The 20,505-nt window shown below is 30.7% G+C and carries 18 protein-coding genes; 10 read left to right on the top strand and 8 right to left on the bottom strand.

All coding sequences use genetic code 11. The features are described from left to right. Nucleotides 1-261: 261 nt before the first annotated feature. The 4 genes from CQA53_RS02890 (at nucleotide 262) to CQA53_RS02875 (ending at nucleotide 3,377) form a co-directional block, all read left to right on the top strand. Complete coding sequence (locus tag CQA53_RS02890) at nucleotides 262-489, top strand: YdcH family protein (RefSeq protein ID WP_115542520.1); 228 nt, start codon at nucleotides 262-264, stop codon at nucleotides 487-489. Between the two features lie 173 nt (nucleotides 490-662). Then, on the top strand, nucleotides 663-1,718 hold the full coding sequence (locus CQA53_RS02885) for an alanine racemase (protein ID WP_115542519.1): 1,056 nt from the start codon (nucleotides 663-665) through the stop codon (nucleotides 1,716-1,718). A 41-nt stretch (nucleotides 1,719-1,759) separates the two neighbouring features. Continuing rightward, a complete protein-coding gene (locus tag CQA53_RS02880) occupies nucleotides 1,760-2,662 on the top strand; it encodes a 3'-5' exonuclease (RefSeq protein WP_115542518.1) in 903 nt (300 codons plus the stop codon). A 277-nt stretch (nucleotides 2,663-2,939) separates the two neighbouring features. Further along, nucleotides 2,940-3,377, top strand: a complete 438-nt coding sequence (locus CQA53_RS02875; protein ID WP_115542517.1) for a CoA-binding protein — start codon at nucleotides 2,940-2,942, stop codon at nucleotides 3,375-3,377. Between the two features lie 225 nt (nucleotides 3,378-3,602). On the opposite strand, the gene CQA53_RS02870 is transcribed toward CQA53_RS02875, so the two are convergent. Together CQA53_RS02870 and CQA53_RS02865 are read right to left on the bottom strand one after the other, a co-directional pair. Continuing rightward, nucleotides 3,603-4,976 carry an ankyrin repeat domain-containing protein gene (locus CQA53_RS02870; protein WP_181882333.1) on the bottom strand — a complete coding sequence of 458 codons (1,374 nt, stop codon included), beginning with the start codon at nucleotides 4,974-4,976 and terminating at the stop codon, nucleotides 3,603-3,605. 177 nt (nucleotides 4,977-5,153) lie between these two features. After that, nucleotides 5,154-5,825: a YceI family protein gene (locus CQA53_RS02865; protein WP_245945601.1), complete on the bottom strand. Its 672-nt coding sequence runs from the start codon at nucleotides 5,823-5,825 to the stop codon at nucleotides 5,154-5,156. A gap of 262 nt (nucleotides 5,826-6,087) precedes the next feature. On the opposite strand from CQA53_RS02865, the gene CQA53_RS02860 reads away from it, so the two are divergent. Together CQA53_RS02860 and CQA53_RS02855 are read left to right on the top strand one after the other, a co-directional pair. After that, nucleotides 6,088-7,449 (top strand): adenosylmethionine--8-amino-7-oxononanoate transaminase, encoded by a 1,362-nt coding sequence (locus tag CQA53_RS02860; protein WP_115542515.1) that lies wholly within the window; start codon nucleotides 6,088-6,090, stop codon nucleotides 7,447-7,449. A 254-nt stretch (nucleotides 7,450-7,703) separates the two neighbouring features. After that, nucleotides 7,704-8,849, top strand: coding sequence for a hypothetical protein (locus tag CQA53_RS02855; RefSeq protein WP_115542514.1), 1,146 nt, complete (start codon nucleotides 7,704-7,706; stop codon nucleotides 8,847-8,849). 196 nt (nucleotides 8,850-9,045) lie between these two features. Here the strand turns inward: CQA53_RS02855 and CQA53_RS02850 are convergent, their stop codons facing one another. Continuing rightward, on the bottom strand, nucleotides 9,046-10,335 hold the full coding sequence (locus CQA53_RS02850; RefSeq protein WP_115542513.1) for a hypothetical protein: 1,290 nt from the start codon (nucleotides 10,333-10,335) through the stop codon (nucleotides 9,046-9,048). Nucleotides 10,336-10,679: 344 nt separating this feature from the next. Between CQA53_RS02850 and CQA53_RS02845 the strand changes: the two genes are divergently transcribed. The 3 genes from CQA53_RS02845 to CQA53_RS02835 are packed head-to-tail and all read left to right on the top strand — an operon-like array spanning nucleotide 10,680 to nucleotide 13,360. Next, nucleotides 10,680-11,480: an A24 family peptidase gene (locus tag CQA53_RS02845; RefSeq protein ID WP_115542512.1), complete on the top strand. Its 801-nt coding sequence runs from the start codon at nucleotides 10,680-10,682 to the stop codon at nucleotides 11,478-11,480. Continuing rightward, nucleotides 11,470-12,492, top strand: coding sequence for an LptF/LptG family permease (locus tag CQA53_RS02840; protein ID WP_115542511.1), 1,023 nt, complete (start codon nucleotides 11,470-11,472; stop codon nucleotides 12,490-12,492). Before CQA53_RS02845 ends, CQA53_RS02840 begins: the two co-directional genes overlap by 11 nt. A 10-nt stretch (nucleotides 12,493-12,502) precedes the next feature. Beyond that, entirely contained in the window at nucleotides 12,503-13,360 is an 858-nt protein-coding gene (locus tag CQA53_RS02835; protein WP_147289990.1) for a tRNA pseudouridine synthase A, read from the top strand. A gap of 219 nt (nucleotides 13,361-13,579) precedes the next feature. On the opposite strand, the gene nuoD is transcribed toward CQA53_RS02835, so the two are convergent. The 5 genes from nuoD to eno all read right to left on the bottom strand — a co-directional run bounded on the left by nuoD (nucleotide 13,580) and on the right by eno (nucleotide 18,287). Then, nucleotides 13,580-14,809 carry an NADH dehydrogenase (quinone) subunit D gene (gene nuoD, locus CQA53_RS02830; RefSeq protein ID WP_115542509.1) on the bottom strand — a complete coding sequence of 410 codons (1,230 nt, stop codon included), beginning with the start codon at nucleotides 14,807-14,809 and terminating at the stop codon, nucleotides 13,580-13,582. A 38-nt stretch (nucleotides 14,810-14,847) separates the two neighbouring features. Next, nucleotides 14,848-15,654 (bottom strand): NADH-quinone oxidoreductase subunit C, encoded by an 807-nt coding sequence (locus tag CQA53_RS02825; RefSeq protein ID WP_115542508.1) that lies wholly within the window; start codon nucleotides 15,652-15,654, stop codon nucleotides 14,848-14,850. 228 nt (nucleotides 15,655-15,882) lie between these two features. Then, a complete protein-coding gene (locus CQA53_RS02820; protein WP_115542507.1) occupies nucleotides 15,883-16,392 on the bottom strand; it encodes a NuoB/complex I 20 kDa subunit family protein in 510 nt (169 codons plus the stop codon). Next, nucleotides 16,374-16,772 carry an NAD(P)H-quinone oxidoreductase subunit 3 gene (locus tag CQA53_RS02815; RefSeq protein ID WP_115542506.1) on the bottom strand — a complete coding sequence of 133 codons (399 nt, stop codon included), beginning with the start codon at nucleotides 16,770-16,772 and terminating at the stop codon, nucleotides 16,374-16,376. The genes CQA53_RS02820 and CQA53_RS02815 overlap by 19 nt, the downstream gene beginning before the upstream one ends. 240 nt (nucleotides 16,773-17,012) lie before the next feature. Then, on the bottom strand, nucleotides 17,013-18,287 hold the full coding sequence (gene eno, locus CQA53_RS02810) for a phosphopyruvate hydratase (protein ID WP_115542505.1): 1,275 nt from the start codon (nucleotides 18,285-18,287) through the stop codon (nucleotides 17,013-17,015). Between the two features lie 338 nt (nucleotides 18,288-18,625). Here eno and speA point away from each other — a divergent pair, with 338 nt between their 5' ends. Then, nucleotides 18,626-20,491: an arginine decarboxylase gene (speA, locus tag CQA53_RS02805; RefSeq protein WP_115542504.1), complete on the top strand. Its 1,866-nt coding sequence runs from the start codon at nucleotides 18,626-18,628 to the stop codon at nucleotides 20,489-20,491. Nucleotides 20,492-20,505 lie beyond the last annotated feature (14 nt).

Below are 20,505 nucleotides of genomic sequence, written 5' to 3'. Positions count from 1 at the left end.
TATTGAAAAATATCTCTATGAATATTATAACATGTTTGATTTTTTTTAGATTTAATTTTGATAAAAATACTACATCACTTAAAGTTTTAAAGAATATTTTTTTACTCATAAAAAAATTTTTTAATAAAATTATTACAAATATGCTATGTTATAGGATTATTGGGAATATCTGTAAAAATGTGAATTTTTTACTTCTTACTTGAGGTCTTATTAATTTTTTTATCTTAAAATGTAGAAAGATTTTAGTTATAAGGAGCACACATGTTTCATGAATATCGTGAGGAGATTACAGAATTAAAGCAACACAATGCTCATTTTGAAAGAATTTTTGATGAACATAATGAGCTTGATCAAAAGATTAAAAATGCAGAAAATGGGATAGAGCATTTAAGTAATCAAGAAATAGAGGTTCTTAAAAAACAAAAGTTATTGCTTAAAGATGAGGTCTATCAAATGATACTTGAATATCGAAAAGAACATAAAAAATAATCCCCCTTTAACTCTGTTAATGATTTACAAACACAATAGAATCTTTGAAAGTCATGTTTGGATATCATTAAAGATTCTTCTAGAGTATTTTTTGCTTGTTACTTTTGGAATCGCAATTTAAATAGTCTCTATATATCTTACCCAAATCACTTCACTATATTTTGAGGGAATTTATGGCTTATATTACAATTAATAAAGAACATTTTGCACATAATTTGTGTGTTATTCAAGAACATCTCAAAATGATTAATCCACAAAAAAACATTCAAGTTGGTGCAGTTCTCAAGGATAATGGGTATGGGCATGGATTAGAAATCATGAGTAATCTTGCACAGCAAAATAATATTACTTCCGTATTCGTAAAAAATTATGAAGAAGCAATAAAAATCGCACATAAATTTGATTCTGTAACTTTTTTTTATGGTATTGCACATAAAAAAATAACAAATATTTATCCAACTATTCATAGTTTCAATGATATTTTTAATATGGAGCGAATCATTGGGGATTTGAGTGGTATGGGTGTAGAGTTAAAAGTCAATATTGGCATGAATCGCAATGGTATTGAACTAAGAGATTTAGAACAATATATTGAAATGATTTTGCAAAAAAATATGAGATTAATCGGGGTATTTTCTCACAATGGGTATGGTGATGAAATCGATGATGAATTTCAAAGAGAATGTGATCTACATGATATCCTGAAAGAAAAAGTGAGACAACTTTCAAGACAATTAGGTTTTCCGCTACCGAGATTCCATAGTTTAAGTTCTTCTTGCACTTTAAGGGCAAAATATAGTGATGATGATTTGGTTCGTATAGGAATTGCACTCTATGGATATTTGACAAATGAAATTGAAATAGAATCTGCAAAGAATCTCAAACCAATCCTCAAGCTCTACGCAAATAAAATTTCTACAAGAGTGCTTAATCCTGCCGAAAAAATAGGGTATGGTGGAAAAAGTATAATACATGAAAAAACCGCAATAAGCACTTATGATATTGGTTATGGAGATGGTATGTATCGTGTTAATGGTAGTAAAAAAGTGTTATTGCCAAATGGTAAAGAGATTCTTCCAAGAAGTTCTATGGATTGTTTTTCATGCTATGATACTGCTAATGAAATTTGTGTAATTGATGATGCTGCATATATCGCATCGCTTTTTGATACCATCCCTTATGAAGTTTTGACGCGTCTTTCACCATTTATAGAGAGACGCATTATATAGAATCTATAATGTGAATACAAAGAATATGGTAGGCAAATAACATGACTCTTAATGATTATGTAAAATTCTTTGAATTATGTGATAGTTTGCCACTTGAGATGAGAGAATTTCATAAACGATTGTGTCATTTTTTTCCACAATATAGTGAGCTTGACATTGATTGTTTTGTAGAGGTTTTAATTGGTAATAATGCCCCATTTTGTAGAATCCAAGAAAAACCACAACACAATCAGCAAGATAGTAATGCTCAATTATCCCTTATTGATATAACAACAAGAAGTCTTGATTTTAGAGATTGCAAATTATGTTTTGTTGATATAGAATCAACCTCATCAAGTGTGCAGAATGGACAAATTATAGAAATTGGTGCTTTAATAGCTCAAAACGGTAAAATCTTAGATACTTTTGATACGCTTATTTATAGTCCGTTTGTCCCAGAAGAAATCACAATGTTAACAGGCATAAACGCAACAATGCTTGTTGATGCACCAAAAGTACACGATGTCTTAGTTGATTTTCGTGCCTTTCTTAGTGATTGTATATTTGTTGCCCATAGTGTAGGTTTTGATTATAGTTTTATTTCAGAAAGTATGCAAGCTTATGATATGCCACCACTTTTAAATGCAAGACTCTGCACACTTGAATTAAGTAGAAAAGTGATTCTATCTTATAAACATGCTTTACCTTTTTTAAATGAAATGCTGGGTATTAATACGAGTATTAGTCATAGAGCTTTTGCTGATGCACTTACATCATTTGAGCTTTATAAGATTTGTGCTTTGTGTTTACCTGAAAAAGTGCAAAGCATACAAGATGTAATTGATTTTTCAAGAGGCAAGATGAATTATCCGAATCGATCTACAAGTAAGGCTTCTCTTACTAAACATAGCACAAAATATGCACTTACTCATAACCATATTGTAAATCTTTTTCAAAATAGTTGAAATGTCGTGAAGAGTGATATTTTACTTTTTTAGATTCTCAATATAGAGATCATAGACTAAGAGGTGAGTTCAGGACTTTAAGGAATGCCACACTAGACCAGATTTGTTTTTAATTTATAAAAAGAAAGAAAATTCAAAATAACCTTTTCATTTCATATCCTTTATAGAAGTTGCTTATTATATGTATTATCATCTTTTGTTTATTAAGATACTCATCAAATTTCTTTGTGATTTGTTGTAACATTATAAAATTACCATATATTAAGAAGGAGATATTATGCAACAACATGTTCATTTTGATTCAATCAAAATAATTGCTCTTGTAGGTTTTAGCCCTAAAAAAGAGAGGGATAGTTATAGGGTTGGCACTTATCTTTTGCATCATGGTTTTGAGGTTTTCCCTATTTATCCAAGAGAGGAAATGATTGCTAATAGGAGAGTTTATCGTGATTTAAGCGAATTATTTGCTATACATGGTAATAATGTTATTCTCGATTGTATTGTGATGTTTAGAAATTCAGATTCATGTTTAGAATCTGCCAATGAAATATTGCATTTACATGATATACAAGGAATAAAGTTGCCCAAAGTTTTTTGGATGCAAAGAGGCATATTTAATCAAGAGGCACGAATGATCCTTGAACGAAAGGGAATAATCGTTGTTGAAAATAGATGTATTATGGTCGAACATAGTAAATTCTTAAAATGCAAATAATTTTTATATAAAAACTTTAATATTGTGATATTTTGCAGGAAAGATTCTAAAACAGGTATCAAATTAGTGATTTTTAAGAAAGATAGAATCCTATTTGAAATTTCTCACTCTAGATTGAAATAGAAACGCTTTTATCACAAATATTTTTAAAACCTATATGATTATAGTCCGTATCTTCCATAAAGTTTATTTTCATCAATTTTTTATCATAGTATCTTTGATATTTTATTTTCTTGTCGGTGATTCTTCCCTAGGAGCATCATTTAACATAACTTGGATAGTTTTACCTGCATCTGTGTTAAGATTCCCTCTATCAATATTTTGCATTACTTTAGCACCTTTATTCAAAAGAGTTTTTACTAATGCAATATCACCATCTCCAGCTACTAATGTAAGAATGCTTATATTCTTATAATTTCGTAAATTGACATCAGCACCTTTTTTTAAAAACAACTCCAGAATTTCACCCTTGTCACAATAATAAATCCCTTGCTTTTCCCAAAACTCACTTTGGAAAGATTTTGGTGTGTTATATCTCTCATAAAAAGCCATTATAGGAATGATCGAATCTCCATCAAATTGTGCAACATGATTTGGATCTGCGCCATTATTTAATAATACCTCAATACTTTTGCAAGTATTTTTTGAGAGTCTTTCTCTTTGTAAAGCAACAGACATAGGAGTATTTCCTTCATTATTAACTTCTTCAGGATTTGCACCATAGATAAGAAGTAACTCCAATATATCAGGATTCTCTATTGCTAAAATTAAAGGGGTATTACCAAATCCATCCATAATATTAGGATTTACCCCATCTTTAAGTGCAGAAAATACACCATTAATATTATTATAACTTATTGCAGTCAAAAGGGCATTATTGGTCCCATATCCCGATAAATATGTATAGTTTTTTTTGGTTGTAACTGCTTTTGGAGTAACTTTTTTCTCAAACATATTTGGATCAATGCTTGAATGCTTACTTGCAAAATACTCAAAATTATTTTTTGGTTTTGCAATTTCGTCGCGAGAAATATTCATAGTAAACAAAACTTCGTCATACCCATTATAAATTTTATAAAGACGCAAGATATTTTCCAAACGAAAGATTCTTTCTTGAATATTTCTTTGTGTAATTTCAGAATCCAATCCAATACTTAGTGCATCAATATCCTTTGCAATTTTTTTTATAGCATTTTTATAATCATTAGGATTATCAATAATTACTCGTGCTTCTACCTTATCTTTAGCAATCTGTTTATAAGTTATTTTAGGGTTAATAAAACGAGAGTGCGCATTTAAAGAAACATCATGAAGTGTTTCTTCATAGAGTTGATTATTAATTTGAAGTTGCTTGGAATGAAGAGTTGATTTTATCTCAACAGAAATACTTTGAGCGAGTTCTTCAAGGGCATTTGTTTTTGCTTCTTGTTTTGTCGAGGCAATACTACTTGATTCTAAAATTTTTACTTCTTTAGCATATATCATTTGGTTACAAATTGTAAAGATAGGGAGGAGAAACCATGCTATAACTCTGAATCTCAAGTATTTTACAGACGAATTTAAAGAATAAAATATTCGTGATAGTTTAATAATTCGCATTTTTTCTCTTAATAAGTATATATTATATATTTTGGAAAGAATTTTGTTACCACATTTTCTGTATGATTTATTCATGTTTGTCCCTATTTCTAAATTTCTAAAAAATATATTGTAACAAATTATAAGTTTAATTTTATAAAAATGATAAATATGAGAGAATCTTTATTCTTATCTATGTTATTTTGAAGCTTCTATAATAATCTTAATATCAACAAATTCACCAAGTAATTGCTTTGGTGTTTTAGGTGAGATATGAAAATCAAATCGATTAATTTTTCCTTCAAGCACAATACCCAGAACATTTTCACCATAGCTCATATAACAACCACAATCAATATTGGAATCTTGTGTAAAAAGTGGATTATTAAGAATATTTTGCATAGGGGTTGTGGGTATTAATGGGTGCGTGTTTTCTTTTGTTGTCATACTAAGACTTGGATTACGCAAGGGACCAGCGATTGTAGTTTTGAATGATACTTCTTTTGTGATTCCATTCATTGTAAGCTTTGTGAATAAAATATCGTTTTTAAATGAAAAAGATTCTAATATCGCAACTTTTTCTTGAAAGAACTCATCATTTTGTAAATCTTCATCACGAGCTGGGTTAAAGGTATTTATACTTGAAATTTGTACGCTTCCGCGAAGTTTTAGAATTTTATTTTCACGAAAAAATAATTGTCCCTCAAAATCTTGGAACACTCCTATTGTGTCGGCAACGCTAAGATGTTTTATTCCAAATTGCACACTTGAGTGTGTTGTGTCAATGATATATTCATCATCGCTTGATATTTCTTTAGCAAGAAGTAACACCAATGAAAAGAAGAAAGTCATAAGTATTTTATATTTCATTCTATTTCCTTTTTTTTAAAATTAATATTAAAGAATCTCATAAGGGTTGAGTTTGCATTACACAATCACTATATTTCCACTGCCTGTAAGTAACTCTGCAAAAAAGATTCTGTTCTATAATATATCACTTATGAATTAAGAATCTTTATGATTAGATATTCTTATATAACCTCATTTTATATATAAATATTCTTATTATTGTATAAATATTTATTTAATTTTTTTTAAATGGTATTATTCTTCCATAGTCATGTTTTATAGTATGACAAGAATAAAAAATAATAATCAATTTATCAAGGAATCTATTTTGGAATCATTAAAGCAACTTGATTTAGAACATATTTGGCATCCATGCACACAAATGAAAGATCATGAAAATGTCCCACTTATCCCTATAAAATATGCTAAGGGTGCATATCTTTATGATTTTGATGATAAAAGCTATATTGATTGTGTAAGTAGCTGGTGGGTAAATCTCTTTGGGCATTGCAACGATTCTATTAATAATGCAATCATTACACAATTACAGAATCTTGAACATATCATCTTGGCAGGATTCACACATGAGCCAATTATTCGCCTCTCCAAAAGGCTTTGTGATATGTTGCCTCAAGAACTGCAAAAATGTTTTTATGCCGATAATGGGTCATCTGCGATTGAGGTGGCACTTAAGATGAGCTTTCATTATTTTTTCAACAAAGGAGAAAAACGAAAATTTTTTTTGTCACTTACAAATTCTTATCATGGAGAGACTTTTGGGGCATTGAGTGTTGGTAATGTAGATTTATATAAGAAAATTTACTCGCCTTTATTATTGCAGAACATGACTACTATTGTGCCATCTCTCTCTTTTGCACATAAGGATACAAATGCTTTCCTATCCCATGATTATTCACACGAATTGGAATCTCTTCAAAAAATCCTTAAAACTCACGGGAATCACATTATAGCTTTTATCTTAGAACCACTTGTGCAATGTGCGGGAAATATGAATATGTATCACCACGAATTTGTGCGTGAATCTTGCAGTCTTTGTAAAGAATACGGAATCCAAATTATTTTCGACGAAATAGCTGTTGGATTTGGACGCACAGGAAGTATGTTTGCCTTTGAACAATGTGGTATTATCCCAGATTATTTATGTCTCTCAAAAGGTATTAGTGGTGGGTATATGCCCTTATCTGTTGTTGTTACTACAAATGAAATCTATAATGCATTTTATGCACCATATAATCAAATACAAAAAGCATTCTTGCATTCGCATAGCTATACAGGAAACGCCCTAGCTTGTGCGAGTGCGAATGCAGTGCTTGATATTTTTGAAAAAGAAAATATTATTGCAAAAAATAAAATTCTTAGTGTGTTTATTCTGAAACAATTTGAAAGATTAAAAGAGAGTGATAAAGTTGCAAATATGAGACAGTGTGGTATGATTCTAGCATTTGATATTGTTCGAACAAAGCGGAAACGTGCTGGACTTTTTGTCTTTATGGAAGGTTTAAAAAAGGGATTATTGCTACGTCCATTGGGGAATACAATTTATTTTATGCCACCTTATATTATCACAGAAGAAGAAATATGTTTTGTGGTTAGAAATCTCCAAGAGATTCTAAAAATTGTATAAAGTTTTACATAAAGAATGTCTCTTCTTTGAAGTTAATAAAATTTTTTCTATAATATAACCCGGATTATTTGTTGCAAGATACTTTTATATTAAAAATTATCACTTATAGTTATTATTTTATAATAATATATCTAATATTGAAACTTTATATCTTAGTATATTTTACCCAAACTTTACAAAATATACCATTAGATTTTACAAAATGTTATTATGATTAGCATTGCGATATGCAAATTTTAATAAAAGGTTTTGTAATGGGAAAGTTAAAGAAAATTATTGTTGGTAGCGTAACGATAGCAACATTTTTATCACCTATCGCAGCAATAGAGGTTTATAATAATGAGGAGAAAAAGACAAAAGTAGATATATATGGTTCTATTCGAGCGTATGTTGGTATGGGGAGCAATTCTTATGTGGGTGATGTAAAGGGAATCTTTGGTCTACAAACAAATTCAAGGTTTGGTATAAGTGTTAAATATGGGAATCTTACTTCCACGATTGAATTTGGAGCACAAGAACCATCACTTTTTGGAAAAGGAAATGAGCAAATTGATGCGTTGGGTTTAAGACAGATTTGGGGTGCATATAGCTTTGGGAAAGCCGGGACACTCCTTGTAGGAAAAAAAGATTCGCCATCCGTGGGTAAGGGATTTTCATCAGACATTTTTGATAATGATAATGGAGCAACTGGTTTTGGTTCAATTCGTAATTCAAATCGAGTTATGCAAGTTGAATATTCTGTTGCGGGAACACAAATTGCACTTGTGCAAGATGAGTTACCGTTTGTCCGTGAGAAATACTCCTCAATTCCTCGTTTGGCTCTTGCTTATAGTTTGAAAAAAGATACTTTTGAGATGAAAGTGGGCGGTTCGTATAAATTTATCCAACCCGGAGATACAGGAACGGCAAATAGGTTTAGTGGTGCAGGAAATGCCTTTCATGTATTTTTAGGTGCAAAAGCAAATTTACTTGATAAGAAATTATTTCTTTCTGGAATTGTGCATACTGGTATAAATGCGGATATTTATGGAGAACAACGAACCAATGTAAATACAGGTGGTTTTACATTTGCGCACACAAGACTAGATAATCAAATTAATACATTGGCAATCGATAATCAAATTTTTCGTTCTGGTGCTTTGATTGAATTGGGATATAAGATTTCTTCTGATGTAATGGCAATTCTTGCGGTAGGCTATCAGGCAACCACATTTAGCAAAATTTCTCATGTTGCAATTCATGGTTATAGTGTAATGGGACAAGTGCCAATTAAGATTCAAAAACGTTTTATTATCACCCCACAAGTTTCATGGTATCAAACAACAGCAACTTCTCAAGATACCTCCATATTGGTGGGTGATGGACTCATGGCATTTGTGCAGCTTCGCTATGATTTTTAATCCTTTTTTATAATTTTAATCTTGCATAATACAATGACAAAAGATTCTTTTGTGAGAGTCTTAATGACACGCTATCAACAATGAGCATAAATTTAGCAAATTAAGAATAAGTCATTGACGATGACTTATTCTTTCGTAGAATAAAGAAGTTTTATAAAATTAGCATTTAAGATTCTTTAAAAAAACATTAAGATGCTTATATCTTTCTAGTCTTGCGATATTTTTCCCATTCATAGTAAAGACTTTGGCAAGATTGTGATTGATTCTGTGGGTAAAGAATTGTTCTATCATACTCAAGAAGCAGACAAAGCTTGGAATCTACGAATATTGGCAAGGCTCTATTTGGCTTTACATTTTCCTGTGATATATTTATTGTTTGAGAATCTTGTAATTCCTTTTTATTTTTTTTCTTTGAATTTTTCTTAGATTTTTGTTTTTTTTCATTTTTTATTGAAGGGTTGATATTTTGTTGTCGTAATGTTAATTGAGAATCTTGTCGTATTTTTCTAAGATTATCATGCAAATAATCAAGCCATGGTATAAAAATCTCCTGTATACAACGATTTGAATAGGGATAATTATTGCTTAAAGCTTTACATTGTTGGATTGATACTGGATTGGTTGGTTCAAAACGTTGAAAATTGTATTGAAGCTGGATATTTTTAAGATTATTTTGTGTATTAAAGATATTATTTGTAGCTTTGAGCATTTCTGTGGGGTAATTCTTAACCATCTTATCAAGCAAAAAAGTTGTTTGAAATTTTTCAAAATACTTAATATATAGAATCCTATAATAGAGAAACGAAGCTAAATCTTGAGGGATATGATAGTGTTTTAACCCTGTTATCTCTTGTGTTTTTTGAGATGTTTGAGCTTGTTTATTGTATTTATTAGTAAGTTCTACAAGTGAATTTGCTAATACAACCTCATTATAATACTGATAACTTTCATTTTCAAATGCTTTTATATTTTCTGAAACCCTTACCACAAAGTTTGCACTCTCAATGCTGGGAGTAAAGTCTATTGTGCTTTTGAAATCGCTCCATGAAGCAATAATCGCCTTTTGGTCTTGAATAAATAAATATTCCCTAAGAAGTTCTTGAGAAAATAGAGTAAAGCTTACAGATTGTGCCAATTTTGATTGATTGATAAATTTATTTTTATAAGCTATTTGGCTTAAATCAGCGAAATAAAGTTTTGCAAAATTTTCATAAGGTTTTGCTTGTATAGCATTTTTAGAATCTTTTAAAATTGTGCTAAAGTGTTTTTTATACCATGCATTACTTTCACTTTTGGAAGTAGCAAATGGAATATCTATTTTACCTGTTGTAATTTGCTCTTTCAGATTCTTTGGCACTTGAGTTTCTATTTTCTTTGTGCATGCAGTAAAAAAAAATATGCTTACAATAAACACTACAATACATTGAACATATTTGATGCTCATCTGTATTGTAGTGTTTGCTTGAAACATTTTTTTTATAACCATATTTGTGTCCTAAAAGATTCTATAATTTATAGAAACTCTTGAGAATCTGATTTATGTAATCTAATTCCCAATATCTTTTAATATTGTTTTATTTAAAATAACTCTATTTGGGATTCTAAATTTTTCATAAAAAATCTTAGATATTAAAGCAAAATTCACACCATATTATCGAAAATAAAGGAAGAAATATCAATATTTCTATATTTTTTAAAAAATTTAGTGCATAATAAAATGGCATTATATTTTTGAGAGAATCTCCCATTTTGATTTTAGATATTATTGCATTTATGTTAAAATACCAAAGTTTTTCCCCATTTTTATTCTTTTGAGCCTTAAGGTTTGTTATGTTAGATATCGCAGTGTATAGCATAATTATTTTATTAGCATTTTTTATATGGTATCTTTTTGTGCGATTTTTTTCTATTTCTTTGGAAAAGATACAATATTCTTTTGCAAGTTCTTCTCAAACACATACTCAAAATCATAGTCATAAAGTAAAAAGAATTTCATTTCTTATCAATTTTATTTTAATATGTTTTTGGGTATTTTTTGCTTCCTATATGTTTCGTTTCCTTATGCAATCAGAATCTCTTTTTATTAATCTTATTGCTTTTGATGATGATGCAAACCATTTTATAACAGATTTTTCTTCTTTTTATACTTTTTGCCTCATTCTTATAAGTTGTTTATTTGGTCATATATTAAGCACGCTCGATTATAGATTCTTGTGTGTACCAAATATTTTGCTTTTCTTGCTTTTTATTGCAAGTGGCACATTGTATTATTCTTTGTATGGTTTTAGTGGTTATGCGTTCATGATTTTAGGTGTTATATATAGTTTTTATTTTTGCCTCCATCTATTTAGTGTCAATGAGATTTTGGGGATAGGGGATATTTGGGTTTTAGCAAGTTTTACACTTCTCTTAGAATCTTTTTTTCAGGCACATTATGAAATTATTTTTGAAGCATTAATTATTTCTTGTGTCAGTGCAATTTTTTATAGTTTTTGGCTTTATTTAAAGCAAAAAAATCGTAATACACAAATAACACAGGAAAATGTCGCACAAACCCAGAAAATTAAGATTCCATTTATTCCATTCCTTCTGTTTGGGCTGGTTGTTGTGAGTTGTATTCATGCTGCTTAGACGATATATTTTAAAATCTATAAGTGAAATGTTTTTTCCATTCTTTTTTGTGTTATTTTTTATTTCTTCAATTATTTTATTATTAAATATTGCAGTATTAACAAATGGTGTAAAGTTAAGTGTAGGGGATTTGGCACGATTATATTATTATGGTATCCCAGCAAACACTTTTTTTGTCATCGCTTTAACTTTTTATAGTGCGTGTATTTTGGGACTGAGTAAATTATCATATGATTCTGAAATGTTGGTTTTTTTCTCTCTTGGAGTGAGTCCTCGTGATATTATTAAAATTCTTTTACCTTTATGTATTCTTGTGAGTTTCATACTACTTATGTTTTCTTTCGTCATGACACCTTCTCATAAAAATGCTTATAGAAATTTTATTGCACATAAGACTCAAGAAATTGATATTGATTTAAGACCTGGTGATTTTGGACAAAAAATTGGTGATTGGCTTATTTATATTGATAGCAAACAAGATCAAAATACTTATCTTGGACTTGTGTTGTATTCAGATAGTACTGATCAGATAAAAGAGAATTTTATCATTGCAAAAAAAGGTATAATCAGAAATGAACAAGGTGTTTTAGAGCTGATTTTATATGATGGCGAAGCATATTTTTATGATAAGGAACTTTTACAAAGAACCGAGTTTAAAGAAATGATTGTGCGGAATTTCTTGGACGAGAGTAACTTTAGTGTTCAAGATCTCTATGAGTATTGGTCGAGTGCATTTATGGGAGATTCCAAGCAACTCAAAAGACTATCACAATCATTTTGCACTTCATTATTTCCGCTTGTGAGTATTTTTTTTATGCTTGTTTTTGGTATTAAAAATCCGAGATTCCATAAAAACTATTCATATTTTTATGTATTAGGTAGCGGAAGTTTTTATCTGATTACGATGTATCTTTTTTCAATGAAATACCCATTTCTTAGTTTATTTTTACCATTAATATGGTTAATATGTGGTTGGTATTTTTATCATAAATATATTAAACGCTTTTATTGAGAAGTTGCATATGAATGTTGTTTGTATTATTGCATATGATGGATCAAAATTTTGTGGTTTTAGTAAGCAAAAAAAGGATTCTATAAAAATACGATATTTAGAAACAAAGATTCAAGATGACACTTCTATGGGATTACCATATACTACAAAACTAAAAATGTTTTCTCAAGAAAATGAACTATTAAGCGTCGCTGATTTTTTTGAATCTGCACTTAAAAGGATTGGAATCAATACACATATTATAGCAAGCGGACGCACAGATAAGGGTGTGCATGCCACCTATCAAGTTATAAATTTTCATACAGATTTAACTCTTCAACAAATGCCACTAGAGAAAATGAAGAATCTTTTGAATCAAAAACTTTCCCCAAGTGTCTTAGTGCGAAAAATTTTTTTAGAATCTAATTCTTTTCATGCACGATTTAGTGCAAAAGTGCGCACTTATCGTTATATTTTTACACAGGAGGATATATTGCCATTTTTTAATCCTTATATTGCAAAAGTTCAATATGGCAATCCCATATTGATTCAGCAAGCATTGGATTCTTTTCTTGGCATACATGATTTTTCACTCTTTAAAAAAAATGGTTCTGAAACAAAAAATTTTGTGCGTGAAATTTATAAAGCAACTCTTTTGGAAAAAAAACTTTATAACATTCCTTGTTGCATTATTCATATTAGTGCAAATGGTTTTTTAAGATCACAAGTGCGTATGATGATTCAAGCATGTTTGTATGTGAGTTTAGCAAAGATTTCTTTAGCTGATTTACAATGTCAAATTGATAATAATATGTTGTTGACAGATAAATCTTGTGTGCGTGAATTAGCTCCACAAGGAGGATTATATCTGTGTCGTGTAGTATATTAGTTAGAGAAAATCTATATTTTCTCTAAATATTTTACGACACAAGAGTTTTTCTGCTTAGATTCTCAACCTCTTGAATTTGAAAACTTGTCCCTAGAGTACAGATAATGAATCTTATATTAAAAAATTGATTGTTCTATCATTAATCTTGCTCCACAAAGCCCATCTAATTGTTCTCATTATATAGACAAATATAAAGTGTAAAAATACATAGTTTTACATTTATCTATCTACTTCGCCAAGTACAATATTGCTATTTCCAATCATTGTGATAACATCGGCAAGATAATGACCGGGCATAATTGCACACATACCTTGTAAATGATAAAAACTTGGTGCTTTTATCTTGACCCTATGAGGATAGGGATTACCAAGAGAACTGATAAAGTATCCTAATTCACCTTTTGGAGATTCTGTTGGTGCATAAACCTCTCCCTTTGGTGGACGCATACCCTGTGTTACAAGTACAAAGTGTTGCATAAGAGAATAGTTTTGTGTCATAATATCCTCTTTTGGTGCAGAAATATAACGCGGTGCATGTGCCATAAGCTGTGTGTCTGTATCATTGTAAAGTTGGATTGCTTGCAAAATGATATTGCATGATTGATAAACCTCTTCGGTATAAAGAATATATCGCCCATAGCAATCTCCACTATCTGTATAAGGGACGCTAAAGTCTATTTCATTATAGATTTCATATGGTTCTTCTTTACGAATATCATATTGCACACCAGAACCACGCAACATAATGCCACTTAATCCATATTCTTGAGCTTGCCGCTTTGTAATCGTCCCAACCCCCTCAAGACGCATTCTCCAAATTCTATTTTTATCAAGCAACCCTTTGATTAAATCTGTTGTTTGAATTACTTCTTGTAAACATTTTTGGATATTCTCAAACCAATTTTTAGGAATATCCAAAGGCACTCCACCAATACGGATGGAATTATGTGTTAAACGTGCCCCACAATAATCCTCAATCATATCAAGCACATATTCACGTCCCTTAAATGCGTATAGAAAGACACTCATCGCCCCAACATCAAGGGCATGTGTCGCCATGAATAGTAAATGAGAGGTAAGGCGGTTAAGCTCTAAAAGAATTGTTCGAATAACTTTTGCTCTGCGTGGCACTTCAATACCTAAAAGTGTTTCAATTCCATAAGCAAATGCGTGGTTATTACTACTTGCGGCAGTATAATCTGTGCGGTCTGTTGTTGGCATAAATTCATTATAAATCATATTTTCAGCAAGTTTTTCAACACCTCGATGTAAGTAACCAATATCAGCAATAGCTTTTGTAACAACTTCACCATCAAGCTCTAAAATAAGACGTAATTGCCCGTGTGCACTTGGGTGTTGAGGTCCAAGATTTAGCACCATTTTATCATCATTTTCTTCAAATAAAACATTTTCAAATTGTGTTTGTAACTTATTAAAATATTGTGGCATATTTCCTCTTTTTTAAGATTGTAAATTTATTATATATCCTATATGCGTTTATCCAATATTTTTGGATTACTTGTTGGAAACTTCTTTAAGATTGGCGGTTTATTTTCTTCTTGATAAGTGATTTTGTGTGTAGAATCGCTTGGTTTTTCTCCTTTTGCAACTTCTTTACCGATATGTGAAAAGTTAATACTATCTTCTCTGTCGATACGTGCACTATCGCGTTGTTCTGGACCTACGATTTCACGATATTCTCTACCAAAAATCTTATCGATTTCATACCATGCAGCAAACTCATCGCCTTTGAGTGGATATGATTTTAATAAAGGATAGCCAATCCAATCTATTGGCATCAACATGCGTTTAAGGAAAGGATGATTGTCAAACTTGATTCCAAACATATCGTAGCATTCACGTTCGCTCCAATTTGCACAAGGGAATATATCACACACACTTGGCATACTTTCATTTTCTTGTATTATACATTTTACACGCAACCTGCGACGATTTTTATGTTTTTGCTCATGTGAAATGAGTTGATAAAAAAGCTCAAAAGAATTATTTATAGCAAGGTTATCAATGGCACTCATTTCAGACATAATATTATATTGCATATCTTTTAGGATTTGTAATGTCTTTCTTAATGCTTCTTTTTTTACATAGAAAACAGCCTGTTCGATCTCAACATAGCTTTGGAGAATTTCTACCTTTTCTATAAGGTGCTTCTCTATGTTTTGGAACTCGCTTGTGTGTGTTGGGACTCTTTTTGTTGTGTCTGGTTGATAGAATCTATCAGTATGATAAGAATGTTTTTGTATATTTTGTTTTGGTTGGTTTTTTCGTATCATATTCTTCCTTTTTAGAACTTAAAGATAATAATTTTACTACAAAATTTTTATTTATTAAGGGCGGAACTCTTTTTATTGGGTTTGATATTTTAGTTAGAGTAATAGCACAACTATGCTAATATAATAAACTGCAAATATTTTACTTCAATCAAACTATCAAAAAAGTTACGCTTCCTTATCTATCAAAATCTTTCTATCTTTAAATTATCTTAGAATCTTACCTAAAATTTACACCAATCGTTTGGTAGTTACATTTTTCACTGCTTTTTGTGATCGAATCTTTTGTTGTAAAACCATCATAGCGTATTGTAGTGTTTCAGGTCTTGGTGCACAACCCGGTAGATAAATATCTACTGGGATAATCCTATCAACACCCTGGACTGTGGAATAAGTATTAAACATACCACCAGTATTTGCACAGCTCCCCATAGATACAACCCACTTTGGTTCAGGCATTTGATCATAAAGCCTCCGAGTAAATTCCGCATGTTTTTTTGTTAGTGTTCCAGCAATAATCATTACATCACTTTGTCTTGGGCTGGCTCGAAAAATAATACCAAACCTATCAAAATCAAATCGCGACCCACCCGTTGCCATCATTTCAATTGCACAGCAAGCAAGTCCATAGGTAAGTGGCCAAAGAGAATTACTGCGTCCCCAGTTTAGAATTTTGTCTATTGTGCTAAGTGCCACAGGCATACCATGCGCACTTAAATATTCTACTTGATGTCTTGCCATGTTAATGCTCCTCTTTTCCATGCAAATAAGAAACCAACGACTAACAAGCCAATAAAAGCAAACATTTCAAAAAAGCCCAATAAGCCAAGATTGCGATATTCCAAAGCCCATGGAATCATAAAAATAATTTCTACATCAAAAAGCACAAAAAGCACAGCGATAATATAAAATTGATGAGAGATTTTATTTGCTTGTTTAATAGGGATAGGACCACATTCATAAGGGGCATTTTTGAGTTTATCAGTTTTTTTGAGTGCTAATTTACGAGATATAAATCTCTGTAACCAAAAAGTAGCACTAAAAGCGATAAGTGAAATAGCAAACATAACAAATATGCCAAAATACGGGTGTATCGCCATTATTTCTGCGGAAGCATTCATTATTTTTCCTTCTAGTTATTTAGAATTATATAAGGATTCTATGTTTATTTTGATAAAGATAAATTAAAATATTCATATAATTCATATTTTATCATATAAATAGTTACAAAATGTTACTATTTATTCTGACAATAATGTAAAATCACCATGTTTGGCACATGAAATAATAAAGTCTTTTGCTAAACTAGTTGTGTTCAAGCAATAATTTTATGTATTCATGTTTTTATATGTAAAAGATTCCTATTTTTTAAAAAGATTCTGTGCTTCATAAGTTAGCAATTTATTATAATGACGCAATTCAAGCAAACGATTATATTTTGCATTTCTTTCCCCTCGTGCAGGGGCACCAGTTTTAATTTCTCCTGCATTTACCGCAACACTTAAATCCGCAATAAAAGTATCTTCACTCTCTCCGCTTCTATGACTAATGATTGTTTTGTATCCGTTTTTATGTGCAAGTCTTATTGCTTCAAGGGTTTGTGTAACTGTGCCAATTTGATTGGGTTTAATGAGAATTGCATTTGCAATTTTTTTATTGATTCCCTTTTGTAAAATCTTGGTGTTTGTTACAAATAAATCATCTCCAACAAGTTGAATCTTGTTGCCCAATTGTTCTGTTAAATACGCCCATCCATTCCAATCATCTTCGCTTAACCCATCTTCAATGGACACAATAGGATATTTAGCGGTAAGATTCTCGTAGTATTCTACTAATCCTTTAGAATCTAATTTTTTATTTTCGCCTTTAAGGTAATAGATTCCATCTTTATAAAATTCGCTACTTGCTACATCAAGTGCTATGCTGATTTCTTCACCCGGTTTATACCCCGCTTTTTCAATAGCTTTGAGGATATAAGTAATTGGTTCTTCATTATTCTTTAAATTTGGTGCAAATCCACCTTCATCACCAACTCCTGTGCTAAGATTATTTTCGTTCAGAATCTTTTTGAGCGTATGATATATCTCAACACTTGCTCTTAACGCTCTTTTAAAGCAATCAAAACCAAGTGGCATAATCATATATTCTTGGAAATCTACATTGTTATCTGCATGCGAACCACCATTAATAATATTTAACATTGGTGCAGGTAAATTTACACCATTAATTCCTCCTAGATATTGAAATAATGGGATATTAAGAGAATGTGCACTTGCTCTTGCAATAGCCATGGAAACACCAAGAGTTGCATTTGCACCAAGTTTGGCATAATTGTCTGTATTATCAATGTGTTGTAAGATGGAATCAATATGTGTTTGTCTGTGTGCATTAATGCCAATTAACTCGCGTGCTATGATTTCTGTTACATTAGCACAAGCCTTGAGAACACCTTTCCCTACGAATCGGGATTCATCTTTGTCGCGTAACTCTAATGCTTCGCGTTTTCCTGTGCTTGCACCGCTTGGCACAATAGCATTCCCACTATTGCCATCACTTAGTGTTGCTTTTACACAAATTGTAGGATTTCCTCGACTATCTAAAACCTCAAAAGCATCAAGTTCTTTAATTGTTATCATATAAATCCTTAAATATTTTTTAATATTGTTAAATTTAAACATTTTAGCAAAGAAAAATGAATCTTGTGTTATTTTTATAATTCTCTTTATTAGATTTTTTGAGTGTCTAGCCTTTTTGATATTTTTATAAGGAATAACAAAAAAAAGAAAACATAATAAGTCACTGAAAATAAAATTACTATAAATTAAAGTAATAATTTTGCTTAAATCATGCTAGAATATCTACTTTCAATTTTTGAATTTTATAAATCTTTGGAAGATTATAGAGCTTTACTTAGATTCTAAGATTATTTGAGGGTTTATAGTATTAAGAGAATTTTTATATCTTGAGTAATATTATGGTTGATTATGGCATTAAATACTGGTCAAATGATGATTTCATTATTGACAAGGGTGTGGTTAAAGTAAATTATAAATCTAAACCAGCACTTATTGATATTGTGAAGGAGGCAAGAGAAAAAGGCTATAAAGGTCCTTTACTCTTACGTTTTCCACATTTGATTGAGAATCAAATTACAAAATTATACACTGCTTTTGAAACTTCCATTAAAGAATACCAATATCAAGGAAAATTTAAGGCTGTTTTTCCATTAAAAGTTAATCAAATGCCAAATTTTGTTCTTCCACTTGTGCAAGTTAGTAAAGATAAACATTATGGTTTAGAAGCAGGAAGTAAATCTGAACTTATCATTGCGATGGCTTATACAAATAAACAAAGTCCCATCACAGTAAATGGATTCAAAGATAAGGAGATGATAAGTTTAGGATTTATCGCAGCAAATATGGGGCATGATATAACATTGACTATTGAAGGATTAAATGAACTCAAGACAATTATCGAAGTGGCAAAAGAAATGTGTGAACCATATCCAAACATTGGTTTAAGAATAAGGCTTCATAGCATTGGCACTGGGATTTGGGCAAAAAGTGGTGGCATTACTTCAAAATTTGGACTTACCTCAACAGAGCTTTTAGAAGCCATGAGAATGCTAGAAGAATCTCAGTTGTTGCATAAATTTACGATGATTCACTTTCATATTGGTAGTCAGATTAGCGATATTTCGCCACTTAAAAAAGCGATTCGAGAAGTTGGGAATATTTATGCAGAGTTACGCAAAATGGGTGCAAGTAATCTCAAAGCCGTTAATATTGGTGGTGGTCTTGCCGTTGAATATGCACAACATGAGGGTATGAATTGTAGAAATTACACACTCAATGAGTTTAGCGGAGATGTTGTTTTTAGCCTCAAAGAAATTGCAAAAAATAAAAATGAATTAGAGCCTGATATTTTTATAGAATCTGGTCGTTTTATTTCAGCTTCACATGCAGTATTGATTGCACCTGTTTTGGAGCTTTTTAGTCAAGAATATGATGAAGAAGCTTTAAGATTAAAAGAGCAAAATCCACAATTAGTTGAAGAATTGAATGATTTATATAATTCTATTACAGAGAAAAATGCGATTGAATATCTCCACGATAGCCTTGATCACATGGAATCTCTTTTGACACTTTTTGACTTAGGTTATATTGATTTACAGGATAGAAGCAATACTGAAATTCTTGTTCATTTGATTATCAAAAAAGTTATTCAACTCTTGAAATATAAAAACCACAACGATATTTTAAAGATTCAAAAAAGTGTGCAAGAAAGATATTTGTTAAATTGTAGTTTTTTTCAAAGTTTGCCTGATTATTGGGGATTGGAACAAATTTTTCCGGTTATGCCACTTGATAGATTGAATCGTCGTCCAACTCGTGCTGCAAGTCTTTGGGATATTACTTGTGATAGTGATGGCGAGATTTCATTTAATCCACAAATGCCTTTATTTCTTCATGATGTTGATGTTTCTAAAGAGGAATATTTTTTAGGATTTTTTCTTGTTGGTGCATATCAAGAAGTGCTTGGTATGCGGCATAATCTCTTTACACACCCAACAGAATTTAGTGTTGTGTTTGATGATGAGTTAAATAAGGATTATGAAATTGAGAATCTTTTGGAAGCACAAACTATTGTAGATGTCTTAGATGATTTAGATTATGATACTAAAGAGATTGAGCGAATTTTGAAACAACATATTGAAGAGAGTGATTTGGATATTGAAAACAAAAAAATAGTGTTAGGTAAACTTTATGTAATGCTGTCTGAAAATGGTTATTTACGAACAATTAGTGTGCAAGATTCTATAAAACAAGAAAATTCTTAGAAAATCTAATTTTG

This window comes from Helicobacter didelphidarum (genome assembly GCF_003364195.1).
Lineage (GTDB): Bacteria > Campylobacterota > Campylobacteria > Campylobacterales > Helicobacteraceae > Helicobacter_A > Helicobacter_A didelphidarum.
The sequence above is the reverse complement of the archived record's forward strand: the minus strand, read 5'-3'. Positions and strand labels throughout refer to the sequence as shown.

Bases quoted from the DNA above. Each gene is read 5' to 3' on its own strand.
- CQA53_RS02870 (WP_181882333.1), bottom strand. From the start codon at position 4,976: ATGCGAATTATTAAACTATCACGAATATTTTATTCTTTAAATTCGTCT.
- CQA53_RS02820 (WP_115542507.1), bottom strand. From the start codon at position 16,392: ATGGCAAGACATCAAGTAGAATATTTAAGTGCGCATGGTATGCCTGTG.
- CQA53_RS02855 (WP_115542514.1), top strand. From the start codon at position 7,704: ATGGGAAAGTTAAAGAAAATTATTGTTGGTAGCGTAACGATAGCAACA.
- CQA53_RS02825 (WP_115542508.1), bottom strand. From the start codon at position 15,654: ATGATACGAAAAAACCAACCAAAACAAAATATACAAAAACATTCTTAT.
- CQA53_RS02850 (WP_115542513.1), bottom strand. From the start codon at position 10,335: ATGGTTATAAAAAAAATGTTTCAAGCAAACACTACAATACAGATGAGC.
- CQA53_RS02865 (WP_245945601.1), bottom strand. From the start codon at position 5,825: ATGAAATATAAAATACTTATGACTTTCTTCTTTTCATTGGTGTTACTT.
- speA (WP_115542504.1), top strand. From the start codon at position 18,626: ATGGTTGATTATGGCATTAAATACTGGTCAAATGATGATTTCATTATT.
- CQA53_RS02835 (WP_147289990.1), top strand. From the start codon at position 12,503: ATGAATGTTGTTTGTATTATTGCATATGATGGATCAAAATTTTGTGGT.
- nuoD (WP_115542509.1), bottom strand. From the start codon at position 14,809: ATGCCACAATATTTTAATAAGTTACAAACACAATTTGAAAATGTTTTA.
- CQA53_RS02840 (WP_115542511.1), top strand. From the start codon at position 11,470: ATGCTGCTTAGACGATATATTTTAAAATCTATAAGTGAAATGTTTTTT.
- CQA53_RS02875 (WP_115542517.1), top strand. From the start codon at position 2,940: ATGCAACAACATGTTCATTTTGATTCAATCAAAATAATTGCTCTTGTA.
- CQA53_RS02890 (WP_115542520.1), top strand. From the start codon at position 262: ATGTTTCATGAATATCGTGAGGAGATTACAGAATTAAAGCAACACAAT.
- CQA53_RS02845 (WP_115542512.1), top strand. From the start codon at position 10,680: ATGTTAGATATCGCAGTGTATAGCATAATTATTTTATTAGCATTTTTT.
- eno (WP_115542505.1), bottom strand. From the start codon at position 18,287: ATGATAACAATTAAAGAACTTGATGCTTTTGAGGTTTTAGATAGTCGA.
- CQA53_RS02860 (WP_115542515.1), top strand. From the start codon at position 6,088: ATGACAAGAATAAAAAATAATAATCAATTTATCAAGGAATCTATTTTG.
- CQA53_RS02885 (WP_115542519.1), top strand. From the start codon at position 663: ATGGCTTATATTACAATTAATAAAGAACATTTTGCACATAATTTGTGT.
- CQA53_RS02880 (WP_115542518.1), top strand. From the start codon at position 1,760: ATGACTCTTAATGATTATGTAAAATTCTTTGAATTATGTGATAGTTTG.
- CQA53_RS02815 (WP_115542506.1), bottom strand. From the start codon at position 16,772: ATGAATGCTTCCGCAGAAATAATGGCGATACACCCGTATTTTGGCATA.